Origin of the sequence: Streptomyces sp. NBC_01485, from assembly GCF_036227125.1 — a bacterium.
Classification (GTDB): Bacteria; Actinomycetota; Actinomycetes; order Streptomycetales; family Streptomycetaceae; genus Streptomyces.
The window spans coordinates 3,361,378-3,374,110 of sequence record NZ_CP109435.1; the positions used below are offsets into that span (position 1 = coordinate 3,361,378).

A 12,733-nucleotide genomic window follows, 5' to 3' on the forward strand; every position below is an offset into this window, starting at 1 on the left:
AACGAGAACCGGGTCTCGGCCGAGAAGCGGAACCGGAACGCGGTGGAGCCCCGGGGCGGTCACGACGCCCCGGCGCTCCGCCGCGCCCAGCAGCGGAGGGAGATCAGCCATGACCGACTTCTTCAAGTACCAGGCGGCGGGCAACGACTACCTGGTGATCGATCCCCGCCACACCGACTTCGCCGTGAGCCCCGAGGCGATCCGGCTGGTCTGCGACCGGCACCGGGGCATCGGGGCTGACGGTGTGCTGTACGGGCCGCTGGAGCAGCCCCGGGCCGGCGTGCCCGTGCCGCTCGCCCTGTACAACGCCGACGGCTCCGACTGCGGCCGCAGCGGCAACGGCCTGCGGATGTTCGCCCTGCACCTGGCCGCGCAGGAGCCGGGCGGCGAGTCGCGGGACGGCCGGGAGTTCACCCTGCGCACGACCGCGGGCGAGTGCCCGGTACGGATCCTCGACGCCGCCGCGGGGCGTGTGCGGGTCGGCATGGGCCGCCCGAGCTTCGACGGCGCCGATCTGCCGCTGCTCGCCGAGGACGGCACCCCGTACCGCGGCCGGGCGGTGTCCGTCCCGCTGACGGTCGACGGGGAACGGCTGATCGTCACCTGTGTGTACAACGGCAACCCGCATACCGTGGTCCTGGTGGACGAGCCGACCCCACGGCTGGCCCGTCTGCTCGGCCCGAGGATCGCCCGGCACCCCCGCTTCCCGCAGGCCACCAATGTGCAGTTCGCGCGCATGGTGGACCGGAACGTGATGGAGCTCGAGGTCTTCGAGCGCGGCGCCGGCTATGTGACGGCGTCCGGCGCCGGCGCCTGTGCCGCGGCGTCCGCCGCGCGTGAACTCGGGCTGTGCGACGAGCGGGTGGAGGTCCGGATGCCGGGGGGCGGCGTGGAGATCACCGTGGGGGCGGACGGCCGGGTCACCATGACCGGCGACGCCGAGCAGGTGGCCGTCGGCACGTTCGCACCCGCGCTGCGCGCCCGACTCGACCGGCTCCACGGGCTCGACCAACTCGACCATCTCGACCGACCGGCGACGCCGACCGTTCGAAGCGCGACGGAGACGGAAACGGCTACGGCCACGGCCACGGCCACGGCTACGGCTACGGAGACAGCGGCGAGAGCGGCGGTGGCCCGGTGACCACGTCCGCCGAGCGCTCACGCGACTATCCGATGCAGCGGTGGGTGTTCGAGGACGCCGCGGGGCGCTTCGACATCGACCTCGGCGACAGCAACATGCTCCCCGGCCTCCTCGACGACCTCACCCTCCCCGCCGGTCTGGAACTGGACTACGGCCACGACCACGGCCTGGGCTCACTGCGCGAGGCGGTGGCCGGACTGTACGGCGGACGGCCCGAGTCGGTCCTCATCACCCAGGGCGCCCAGCAGGCCCTCTACCTCGTGTACGCGACACTGCTGGCCCCCGGCGACCGGGTGATCGGCTTCCGGCCGGGCTGGCAGCAGTCCTGGGACGTGCCGGCCGCGCTGGGCTGCGAGGTCGATCTCGTCGGGTTCCGCCCCGACCTGAGTTTCGACGTCGAGGCCGCCGAGGCGGTCGCCGGGCCCGACGTGAAACTGATCGTGGCCAACAGCCCCTGCAACCCGACCGGTCGGCGCATCGCTGAGCGCGACCTGCGCGCACTGCGCGCCCTCGCCTCGCGGACGGGCGCCCATCTGCTGCTCGACGAGGAGTACGCGCTCGACCTGTCCCGGTCCGCCGCGCTCGACGACGGCGGCCGGGTGATCTCCGTGTCCAGTCTGTCCAAGGTGTACGGGTTCCCGGGGCTGCGGGTGGGCTGGCTGTACGGTCCGCCGGCCGTGGTCGAGGGCTGCGCCGAGCGCAAGTTCCTGTCCACCATCTCCAACTCGGTGCTGTGCGAGACGCTGGCCCGCGAGGTGCTGGCCGACCGCGACCGCCATCTGCGGTCCTATCACGAGCTCACCGGTCAAGGGCTGTCCCTCGTCAGGGAGTTCGCCCGGCGCAACGCGGACGCGGTGACCCTCGTGGAACCGGAGGGCACCCCGTTCGCCTGGCTCTGGCTCGGCACCGGCGAGCAACCCTTGACCATGTGCCGCCGGGCGCTGGACCTGGGCGTCCTGCTCATGCCCGGCGAGACGCTCGGCGCCAGCGACGGTTTCCGCGTCTGTTTCGCCCGCTCTCCCGAGGCGGTGACCGAAGGCCTGCGCCGCGTGGAGACCGTACTGAGGCCCAACTCCCTTGAACAGCCGATAGGAGTCCGACGATGAGCGCCTCGCTCCCCGCCGCCGAGTCACGTATCCAACTGTCCTTCGGGCAGGAGCAGTTGTGGTTCCTGGACCAGATGAGTCCCGGGGAGACCACCTACAACGTCATCCAGGCCTACCGGCTGCGCGGCCCGCTGGACGTGCCCGCGCTGGAGCAGTCCCTCAACGTGCTGGTGGCGCGCCACGAGCAGTTGCGGGTGACCTTCCACTCGGCGGACGGCGTCCCCTACCAGGTCGTCTCCCCGGTCCAGCACCGTCCGCTGCCGCTCCAGGACCTCTCCGGACTGGCCCCCGAGGAGGCGGAGCGCGCGCTGGGCACCGCGCTCCAGACCGAGGCCGACACCCCGTTCGACCTCGCCGCGGGGCCCGTGTCCCGGTTCCGGCTGCTCCGGCTGGCCGCCGAGGAGCACGTGCTCTGCCTCGGCTTCCACCACATCGTCACCGACGGCTGGTCCGGCGGCGTGATCAGCCGCGAGATATCCCAGGCCTACGGGGATCTCGCCGCCGGCCGCACCCCCGAACTCCCGGAGCTGACGGTCGGCTACGACGACCACGTCAAGGGGCAGCGGCAGCAGCGGGCCGAGGGCGTCTGGGAGGAGGAGCTCAAGTACTGGCAGGAGCGGCTGGCCGGACTCGAAGCGCTCGAACTGCCCGCCGACCGGCTGCGACCGGCCGAGCCCACGCAGGGCGGCGAGACCTTCGTCGTCGACTTCCCCGCCGAACTCCTCACCAAGGCACGCGCGTTGGCGCACGAGCGGGGCGCGTCGCTGTACATGGTGGTCGCCGCGGCGCTGAACGTCGTACTGAGCCGGTACAGCGGCCAGGACGACATCGCCCTCGGGGTGCCGATGCTCGGCCGTACCGACCCCGAACTCGAGGACGTCGTCGGCCTGTTCATCAACATGACGGTGCTGCGCTCCGACCTGTCCGGCGGCGTCACCTTCGCCGAGCTGCTGGAGCGCATCACCGACGCCAACCTCGACATGTACGACAACCAGGACGTGCCGTTCGACCATGTCGTGGACCGGGTACAGCCGGTCCGGGACGCGGGCCGCAACCCGCTGTTCCAGATCGCCTGCCAACTGCTCGGCGAGACGACCACCGGCGACGCGTTCCAACTGGCGGGCCTGACGGCCGAGACGGTCGCGGTGTCCGGCACCCGCTCCCGGTTCGACCTGTCGTTCAGTTTCGTCGAGGGCGCCGAACGGCTGCGCCTGGTCGTCGAGTTCGCGACCGACCTGTACGACCGCTGGCGCGTCGAGGCCCTGATCGCGCACTTCCAGACGGTGCTGACGGCTGCGGCGGACGCCCCGGACACCCCGGTCTCGGCGCTGCCGCTGCTGTCCGGGGCGGAGCGCGAGGAACTGCTCGCGGTGGGGCGCGGAGCCGACTTCGACTATCCGACGGAGCCGGTGCACGCGACGATCGCCCGGATCGCCGAGGAGCATCCGGAGCTGGTCGCGGCGGTCTGCCGCGGCGTGGAGCTGACGTACGGCGAGCTGATGCGGCGGGCCGGCAAACTCGCGCGCCACATCCGTTCCCGGGGCGTGGAGCGCGAGCAGGTCGTGGCCATCGCGATGGACCGCGATCTGGACGCGCTGGTGGCGATCCTGGGCGTCATGGTGTCCGGCGCCGCGTACACGATCATCGACCCGTCGCACCCCGACGCCCGGCTGGACCACATGCTGCGGGACACCGCGACCCCGCTGGTCATCACGCGGGAAGCGGCGCTCGGGGACCTGCCGGACTCGTGCGGCTGGGAGAGCCTGCGCATCGACGCCGACTGGGACGTCGTCGAGGCGCAGCCGGACGACGTCCCGCTGGCGGAGTGGGCGGAGCCGACCTCCCTGGTGTACGTCCTCTACACCTCGGGGTCGACCGGGCGGCCCAAGGGCGTGATGATCGAGCAGCGCGGTCTGCGCATGTTCATCGAGGCGTACCGGCGCAGCTTCGGCGAGTGGGACCACACCGACCGGCTGCTGCAACTGCCGGCGCTGACCTTCGACATGTCGCAGGGCGAGATCTTCGCCGGTCTGATCAGCGGCTCGGCGATGGTGCTGGTGGCGCCGGAGGACGCCTCGTCGCCGGAGTCCCTGGGCGGTCTGATCCGGGATCAGCGGGTCACGTACGCCGGTCTGTCGCCCGCGATCCTGTCCGTGGTGGAGGCGGGGCCGTACCCGGACCTGAAGTACATCATGGGCGGCGCGGAGGCCCTGCCGGCCGAGCTGGTCAACAAGTGGAACCTGCCGGGCCGCAAGTTCGTGAACCTCTACGGGCCCACCGAGGCGTCGGTCGCGACCACCGAGTACCTGTGCGAGCACCGGGAATGGCAGTCGTCGCCGCCCATCGGCCGGCCCGAGTTCAGCCGGCTGCACTACGTGGTCGACAAGGAGTTCAACCTCGTGCCGGTCGGCGTGCCGGGCGAGCTGCTGATCGGCGGCGACGAGGGGCTGGCCCGCGGCTATCTGAACCTGCCGGAGATGACGGACGAGAAGTTCGTGCCCGACCCGTTCCTGGGCGAGGGCCGGGTCTACCGCACGGGTGACCTGGTGCGCTGGACGCGTGATCTGCAGATCGACTTCATCGGCCGCCTGGACAACCAGGTGAAGCTGCGCGGCCTGCGGATCGAGCTCGGGGAGATCGAGTCGGGGCTGCTGACGCACCCGAGGATCCGGATGGCCCTGGTCCTGCTGCGGGAGGACGGCGGGGAGAAGCAGCTCGTCGCCTACTACACGGTGCTCGGCGACACCTCGCCGACCGTGGCCGAGCTGCGGGAGCACCTGGGCCGCACGATGCCCGAGTACATGGTGCCCACGGCCTGGGTGGAGCTGACGGAGTTCCCGCTGACCCCGGCCCGCAAGATCAACCGCGGCGCGCTGCCCGCTCCGGTGTCCGCGGCGGCCGACGGCGAGGCGAGTTTCGTCGCCCCGGCGACCGCGACGGAGGAGAAGGTGGCCGAGGTCTTCGGCGCCGTGCTGTCCATGCCGCAGATCGGAGCCGACGGCAGCTTCTTCGAGCTGGGGGGCAACTCGCTCCAGGCGATGCGCGTGGTGAGCCGGCTGAACAAGCACTTCGGCGTCAAGGTCAACGTCCGTCTGCTGTACGGCGGTGCCACGGTCGCCACCATCGCCACGGCCGTCGACACCCTGACCGAGGCCAAGAAGGCGGCGGGTACACATGCTTGAGGCCCCGTCGGCCACGACGACCCCGACCCGCAGACACAACGACGCCCCTGCCGTTACCGGCTCCGCGCAGGCCCTGCTCCTGCGCCGTGGGGCGGAGCTGCTGAACCGGACCGATCCCGAGCTGGCCGTGCTGCTCGACCGGGAGGTGGAGGAGCAGACGGCGACGCTGGCGATGGTGGCGTCCTCCAGTGCCGCGAGCCCGTCGGTGCTGGCCACGGGCGGCGCCGCCCTGTCGAACGTGACGGCCGAGGGCTATCCGGGGGCCCGCTACCACCCCGGCGCGGGCCGGTTCGACGTGGTGGAGCGGCTGGCCGCCGACCGGGCCCGGCATGCCTTCGGCGCCCGCTACGCCAACGTCCAGCCGCACTCCTGCTCCTCGGCGAACCAGGCCGTGCTGGCCGCGTTACTGCCCCCGGGCGGCGTCCTGCTCGCCCTCGACCTGGACTCAGGGGGCCATCTCACCCACGGGTCCGCCGCCTCGGTCACCGGGCGCCACTACCGGGCCGTCCACTACGGCCTGGACGAACGGGGGTTCGTCGACTACGACCAGGCGGCCGAACTGGCCCGGCTGCACCGCCCCACGGTGCTCATCGCGGGGGCCAGCGCCTATCCGCGGATGCTCGACTTCGCCCGGTTCCGGGCGATCGCGGACTCCGTCGGGGCCTTCCTCGTGGCCGACGTCTCGCACATCGCCGGCCTGGTGGCCGCGGGCGAACACCCCAGCCCCATCGACCTCGCCCACGTCACCACCACCAGCACGTACAAGCAACTGGGCGGCCCGCGCGGGGGGTTGATCCTCATCGGCCGGGAACACCGCACCCCCGGCCCCGACGGCCGTACCCCGCTGGACCGGCTGATGCAGCGGGCGGTGTTCCCGCAGTCGCAGGGCACTCCGAGCCCGGCGGCGATCGCGGCGAAGGCGCATGCGCTCAAGTCGGTGGCGGAACCGGCGTTCAAGGAGACCATGCGGCTGGTCGTCGACGACGCCGCGGCGCTCGCCGGCGACCTGGCGGCGCTCGGCCACCGGGTGCTGACCGGCGGCACCGACAACCACATGGTGCTGCTGGACATGGCCGTACGCGGCATGACCGGTGTCGTCGCCGAACGGGCCCTGGAGGACTGCGGCATCCTCACGAACCGCAACCGCATCCCCGGCGACGTCAAACCGCCGCTCGTCGCCGGCGGCCTGCGGCTGGGCACGAACGTGCTGGCGCAGCGGGGCATGGGGCCCGCCGAGATGCGGGTCTGCGCCGGTCTCCTGCACGAGGTGCTCACCGCCACCACCGTCCGCACGGACACCGAGTACCGCACCGACCCGGCGGTCCGCGACCGGGTACGGGCCGAGGTGGCCGCCCTGTGCCGCGCCCACCCGCTGCCCTTCGCGGCCGCCGTTCCCGACGACGTCCCCGACCTCGCCCCAGGAGAGCGGCCTTGACCCTGAACGCGTCTCCCCACGCCCCCTCCCCGGCCGGTCGCCGCCCCACGCCTCCCGCGCTACTGCCGGCCGACCGGCCACGGCTGCCCGAAGCCGCCCCGGACCGCACCGCCACCGTCCGGGTGCGGCTCGGCCCCTCGGCCCGCACCGCCCCGGACGACCTGCTCCTGGCCGCGTTCACCGCGCTGCTGCACCGCTGGACGGGCCAGCCCGAGTTCACCTTCGCCGCCCGCACACCCGAGACGGGCGCGGTACACCTGACCTGCGCCGTCAAGGCGTCGGAGACCCTCACCGAACTGGCCCGCGCCACCGCCACCGCCACCACCTACCGGGCGGCGGCGGCCACGGACCCCGCCCACCCCGACGAGTTCGAACTCGTCCTGCACCCGCCGCACGCCGACGACGACCACCCGCGCACCGCCGAACTGCGGTACGCGCCCGCCCTGTTCGACCACGACACCATGGTCCGGCTGCTGGCCTGCTACCGCACCCTGCTGGACGACGCGCTGGCCGCCCCGGACCGTCCGGTCTCCGGGCTGCGTCTGCTCCCGGAGGCCGAGCTGCACCGCATGCTCGTCGAGTGGAACGCCACCGGCACGGACCTCCCGCACGACGTGTGCCTGCACACCGCGTTCGAGGCCCGCGCCGCCGCGTCGCCGGCCGCCCTCGCACTGGTCAGGGGCGGCAGCGGCCGGCGAACATGGACGTACCGCGAGGTCAACGAGGCGGCGAACCGGCTCGCCCACCATCTGCGCGACCTGGGCATCGGCCCCGACCGGCGGGTCGGCATCTGCCTGGAACGCTCCCCCGACCTGCTGGTCGCCGTCCTCGGAGTGCTCAAGGCGGGCGGCGCGTACGTACCGCTCGACCCCGACTACCCCGAGCAGCGTCTCGCCGCGATGATGACCGGCAGTTCGTGCACGGCGGTCGTCACCCGCAGCGGACCGGCCGCCGGCCTGCCCCTGCCGGACACCGCGCCGGGCGGCCCGGTGGTGCTCCTCGACCGCGACGAGGCCCTCCTCGCCGCCCGCCCGGCCCACAACCCGCAGGGCGGCGCCACCCCCGACGACCTCGCCTACGTCATCCACACCTCGGGCTCGACCGGCGCGCCCAAGCCGATCGCCCTGCGCCACCGCGGGGTGATGAACAACATCGCTGACCTCAACTCCCGTTACGGCGTGGGCCCTTGCGACCGGGTCCTCGCGCTGTCCTCGCCCAGCTTCGACATGTCGGTGTACGAGTTCCTCGGGCTGACGACCGCCGGCGGCACCGTGATCCTGCCGGAACCGGAGCGGGCCAAGGACCCCGAGCACTGGGCGGAGCTGCTGGCCGCCCACCGGGTCACCGTCTGGAACTCGGCCCCCGCCCTCCTCGACCTGGTCGTCAGCCACCTGGACGGCGTCGGCGCGCAGCCGCTCGGCGATCTGCGGCTGGCTCTGCTCGGCGGCGACTGGATCCCCGTGTCGCTGCCCGACCGGGCCCGCGCGGTGGCCCCCGCCCTGCGCTTCGTCGCCCTCGGCGGAGCCACCGAGTCGTCCATCCACTCCACCCTCTACGAGGTACGGGAGACCGACCCGCGCTGGACGAGCGTCCCGTACGGGCGCCCCATGGCCAACCAGCGCACCTACATCCTCGACGAGGCTCGCCGGCCGGTGCCGCCGGGCGTCCCCGGCGAACTCCACCTGGCGGGCATCGGGCTCGCCCGGGACTACCTCGGCCGGCCCGAGCAGACGGCGGAGCGGTTCTTCACCTGGTCCTGCGGCGAGGTGCGGGACGAGCGCCTCTACCGGACCGGCGATGTGGCCCGCTACGGCCCCGACGGCCTGATCGAGCTGCTGGGCAGGTCCGACTTCCAGGTCAAGGTGCGCGGTCTGCGCATCGAACTCGGCGAGATCGAGGCCGTCCTGCGGGCCCACGACACCGTCCGGGAGGCGGTCGTCACCGCGCACCCCGACGGGTCGGGCGACACCCGGCTGGTCGCCCATGTCGTCCCGGTGGCGGGCGGGGCCGTGAAGCCGGAGGCGGTCGGTGAGCATGCCGCACGGTCGCTGCCCCGCTTCATGGTGCCGAGTACCGTACTCGTCCTGGAAGAGCTGCCGTTGACGCCGAACGGCAAGGTCGACCGCAGGGCGCTGCCCGCCCCGCCGGCGGCCGTCGGCGAGCCGGACCGGTCGTACACGACGCCGGTCACGCCGACCGAGCGGACGGTGGCCGAGGTCTTCGCCACCGTGCTGTCCGTGTCCCGAGTCGGCGCGGACAGCAGCTTCTTCGCGGTCGGCGGCAACTCACTCCAGGCCATGCGCGCCGTCACCCGCCTCAACAAGCACTTCGGGGTGCGGGTCAGCGTCCGGCTGCTGTACGGCGACAGCACCGTCAGCGGCATCGCCTCCGTCATCGACGAGCGGCTCGCCCAGTCCGTACCGACCACGAACGGAGCACCGGAGCAGTGACCGAACCCTCCGTCGACAGCATCGTCCCCCTCCGCGAAACAGGCGCCCTGCCCCCGCTCCACTGCGTCCACCCGGTCTCCGGCTCGCCCTACTGCTACGCGGGCATGACGCACCAACTCGACGCCGAACGCCCGGTGTTCGGCTTCGAGGCACCCGGTTTCGACGGTGTCTCCGAGCCCGCGCGCTCCATCCAGGAGCTGGCCGACCGGCACACGGCCGCCCTGCGCACGGTCCGCCCGCACGGCCCGTACCAGTTGCTCGGCTGGTCGCTCGGCGGGGTCGTCGCCTACGAGATGGCACGCCTGCTGACCGCCGCGGGAGAAGACGTACCCCTGCTCGTCATCGTCGACGCGGCCCTGCCCGGCACGCAGTCCGTGCCGCCCGAGGACCAGCTCGCCCGCTACTTCCTGTACGACTTCCTCGGCGTGACGAGCGACCGGGCACCCGGCATCGACAAGGCCCTCGCGGGCATGCGGCCGGAGGCGGAACCGGCCGAGATCTTCGCCGCGGTGGAGCACGACGGCGCCGTGCCCGAGGAGTTCGACGCGGAGTTCCTGCTGGAGCGCTACGCCCTCTTCAGCACCCATGTCAGGGCCCTGCGGCAGCACTCCCTGACGTCGGACCACGACGGCCCCACGATCCTGATCAAGGCCGCGCGGTCGACGGAACGCCTGCTGGACTGGCACCCCCACCTGAGCCGGCTGACCGAACACACCGTGCCCGGCGACCACCACTCCGTGTGGCAGGAGCCCGGCCTCGCCGCCCTCAGCCGCATCGTCGACCAGGCCCTACGAGAGGCGACGCCGGCATGACGGAGCACGGCACCCACCCCGAGGCGGTCGCCACGGCCGAGCCGGACGGCCCACCGCCCCGCTCGCTGTGGCACCACCGGGACTTCATGGTGTTCTGGACGGGCGAGGCGCTCTCCCTGTACGGCACCCAGATCACCGCCCTGGCGCTGCCGCTCACCGCCGTCCTGGTCTTCGACGTGGGCGCGGAGCAGCTCGGCCTGCTGCGGTTCGCCCAGTTGGTCCCGTTCCTGGGGCTGGCGCTGCTCTTCGGCGTGTGGGTGGACCGGGTCCGCAAGCGGCCGGTGATGCTGGGCGCCAACCTGGCCCGGATGGTGCTGATCGGCCTGGTCCCGGTCCTCTACCACTACGACCTGCTGACGCTCCCGCTGCTGTACGTGCTGGCGCTGGGCGTCGGGGTGGCGACGGTGCTCTTCGACGTGAGCTGGATGTCGTACGTCCCGGTGCTGGTGAAGGACCGGCGCAGTCTGCTGGAGGCCAACACCAAGCTCAACGCCACGCTGTCGTCGGCGGACATCGCCGGTCCGGGCGTGGCCGGCACGCTGGTGAGCGCGTTCTCGGCGCCCTTCGCGATGACCGCCAACGCCTTCTCGTACGCCGTGTCGGTGGTCTCCCTCCTCCTCATCAGAACCCCCGAACCGGCCCCGCAGGCCCCCCGCGACAAACGGCCGCTGCGCGCCGAGCTCGCCGAGGGCCTGCGCTGGGTGTTCGGCAACCGGTGGCTGCGCGCGATCGGACTCGTCGGCTGCTCCTGCAACTTCCTGCTCACCATGGTGCAGTCGCTGTTCCTGCTGTACGCCGTGCGCGACAAGGACCTGTCGGCCGCCGCGGTCGGCTTCGTCATGGGCGCGGCGGCCGTGGGCGGTCTGCTGGGCGCGCTGGTGTCCGGCATGGTGGTGCGCCGGCTGACGGTGGGCCGCGCCTACCAGGTGTCGGTCTCGGTCATCTTCCTCGGCCCGCTGCTGATCCCGGTGGCGGCCGGTCCGAGCTGGCTGCTCATGATCTTCTTCGTCGCCTCGTTCTTCCTGGAGTACTTCGGCACCAGCGTCTCGAACGTCCTCATCGTGAGCCTGCGCCAGACCATCACCCCGCAGCACCTGATGGGCCGGATGACAGCCGCGATGCGCATGCTCCTGTACGGCGGCGGCGCGCTCGGCGGCCCCGTGGGCGGCCTGCTGGCGGCCCTGGCCGGACTGCACGGCGCCCTGTGGATCGCGGGCGTGATCTCCGCCGCGATGCTCGTCCCGATCATCCTGTCCCCGGTCGGCCGCCTCCGCGCCATGCCGACGGGGCCCGAGGACGGCGCCCTCACGGGCACGCCGGGTCCCGGGTAGGCGAGTTGCAGAAAGGTGACACTCCGGCACCGAAGTGTCACCTTTCTGTGCGGACCACCCCCGGGCAGGCACCCGACAGAGAGCCGCACCGCCCACGTGGTCAGCGGCCGTACCCGGCCAGCACGCCCGACCCGTCGCTCGGCTCGACCCGCACCGGGCCCGCCCCCGCCCCCGCCCCCGCCCCCGTCACGGCCACCGCCGCCGGATGCACCCCGGCGACGACCAGGTCCGCCATGCGCAGTCGGGGCCGGACGGTCACCTGTCCGGGCCAGGACAGCACGGCCGGCGGCAGGTCGGGCGCGGTCACTTCCAGCCCGCGCGGTGACACGCCCAGGCCCACGCCGAGGGCCTTCAGCACGGCTTCCTTCCTGGTCCAGACGCGCAGGAAGGCGGACGGCCGCTCGGCGTCGGGCAGGGCGTGCAGGGCGGCCAGTTCGGTGTCGGAGAGAGCGGCCCGCGCCGCGTTGTCGAGGGCGACGCCGACGAGGCTCCCGGCCTCCTCGACGTCCAGGCCCACCTGCCCGCCCCGGCACACGGCCACGCCGATGACGGCACCGCTGTGGGTGACGGAGAAGTCGTAGGGCACCGGCGCGTCCGGGGGCACGTCCAGCCGGGCCTTGCCGTGCGGTCCGCCGCAGCGCGGGCACACGCGCCGCAGGGGCACGTCCGCCGGGGGCAGACCGAGCAGCTCACCCAGGAGCAGCCGGCTCAGCGCGCAGCCGACCAGGAAACGGGCCTGGTCGGCGGGGTGGACGGTCGCGTCGTAGCGGCCACGCTCCACGGGGTCCAGCAGAGACAGCAGGCCCTCGTGGGCGTCACCGAGGCGCGCCCACGAGACCTGCACGGAGAACGTCAGTGCACGGCGCGCAGCATGCGCGTCACGTTGATCCGCGTCGGCGAAAGACCGAGCTCGACGCTCTGCATCATCCGCTCGCCGTTCAGCCGGCCGTAGGCCAGCAGATCCACGTTGGCCAGGCTGAATTCGGGCCAGGTGTGAATGCTCAGGTGCGACGCGGAAAGCAGCAGAATCGCGGTGACGGCACCGTTCGGGAAAACGTGCGATGCCTCGCCGAGTACCGTGGCGTTTCCCTTTTCGGCGGCCGTGCGCAGCACCTGGAGGAGGCGCTCCTCATCGGTCAGGATACTGTGATCGCTCACCCATACGTCGACGGCATAAGAGCACAGATCGTCGACGTTTATACCCTCGGTGGCGAGGTCGGTGGAGTTGGTCATGGGGAACCGGGGGTGACGAACCGCTGCCCCCGTCTCCTTTCAC

At 72.5% G+C, this 12,733-nt stretch carries 9 protein-coding genes; 7 read left to right on the forward strand and 2 right to left on the reverse strand.

Annotated features, from left to right (window positions below):
* The first annotated feature begins 109 nt into the window (after nucleotides 1–109).
* From dapF to OG352_RS15430, 7 genes are read left to right on the forward strand one after another with little or no spacing between them, the layout of a single operon-like run.
* On the forward strand, nucleotides 110–1,141 hold the full coding sequence (dapF, locus tag OG352_RS15400; RefSeq protein WP_329217517.1) for a diaminopimelate epimerase: 1,032 nt from the start codon (nucleotides 110–112) through the stop codon (nucleotides 1,139–1,141).
* Nucleotides 1,138–2,247, forward strand: a complete 1,110-nt coding sequence (locus tag OG352_RS15405) for a pyridoxal phosphate-dependent aminotransferase (RefSeq protein WP_329217518.1) — start codon at nucleotides 1,138–1,140, stop codon at nucleotides 2,245–2,247. The genes dapF and OG352_RS15405 overlap by 4 nt, the downstream gene beginning before the upstream one ends.
* Nucleotides 2,244–5,429, forward strand: coding sequence for a non-ribosomal peptide synthetase (locus OG352_RS15410; protein WP_329217519.1), 3,186 nt, complete (start codon nucleotides 2,244–2,246; stop codon nucleotides 5,427–5,429). Before OG352_RS15405 ends, OG352_RS15410 begins: the two co-directional genes overlap by 4 nt.
* The gene (glyA, locus tag OG352_RS15415; RefSeq protein WP_329217520.1) at nucleotides 5,422–6,864 is read left to right on the forward strand and encodes a serine hydroxymethyltransferase; all 1,443 of its coding nucleotides are present in this window, start codon (nucleotides 5,422–5,424) and stop codon (nucleotides 6,862–6,864) included. Before OG352_RS15410 ends, glyA begins: the two co-directional genes overlap by 8 nt.
* Nucleotides 6,861–9,314: a non-ribosomal peptide synthetase gene (locus OG352_RS15420; protein WP_329217521.1), complete on the forward strand. Its 2,454-nt coding sequence runs from the start codon at nucleotides 6,861–6,863 to the stop codon at nucleotides 9,312–9,314. The genes glyA and OG352_RS15420 overlap by 4 nt, the downstream gene beginning before the upstream one ends.
* Complete coding sequence (locus tag OG352_RS15425; protein ID WP_329217522.1) at nucleotides 9,311–10,126, forward strand: thioesterase domain-containing protein; 816 nt, start codon at nucleotides 9,311–9,313, stop codon at nucleotides 10,124–10,126. Before OG352_RS15420 ends, OG352_RS15425 begins: the two co-directional genes overlap by 4 nt.
* Nucleotides 10,123–11,457, forward strand: a complete 1,335-nt coding sequence (locus OG352_RS15430) for an MFS transporter (RefSeq protein WP_329217523.1) — start codon at nucleotides 10,123–10,125, stop codon at nucleotides 11,455–11,457. The genes OG352_RS15425 and OG352_RS15430 overlap by 4 nt, the downstream gene beginning before the upstream one ends.
* A gap of 100 nt (nucleotides 11,458–11,557) precedes the next feature.
* Here the strand turns inward: OG352_RS15430 and OG352_RS15435 are convergent, their stop codons facing one another.
* Nucleotides 11,558–12,301, reverse strand: a complete 744-nt coding sequence (locus tag OG352_RS15435; RefSeq protein ID WP_329217524.1) for a 4'-phosphopantetheinyl transferase family protein — start codon at nucleotides 12,299–12,301, stop codon at nucleotides 11,558–11,560.
* 8 nt (nucleotides 12,302–12,309) lie between these two features.
* Nucleotides 12,310–12,690: an S-adenosylmethionine decarboxylase family protein gene (locus OG352_RS15440; protein WP_057574603.1), complete on the reverse strand. Its 381-nt coding sequence runs from the start codon at nucleotides 12,688–12,690 to the stop codon at nucleotides 12,310–12,312.
* Between the last annotated feature and the right edge of the window lie 43 nt (nucleotides 12,691–12,733).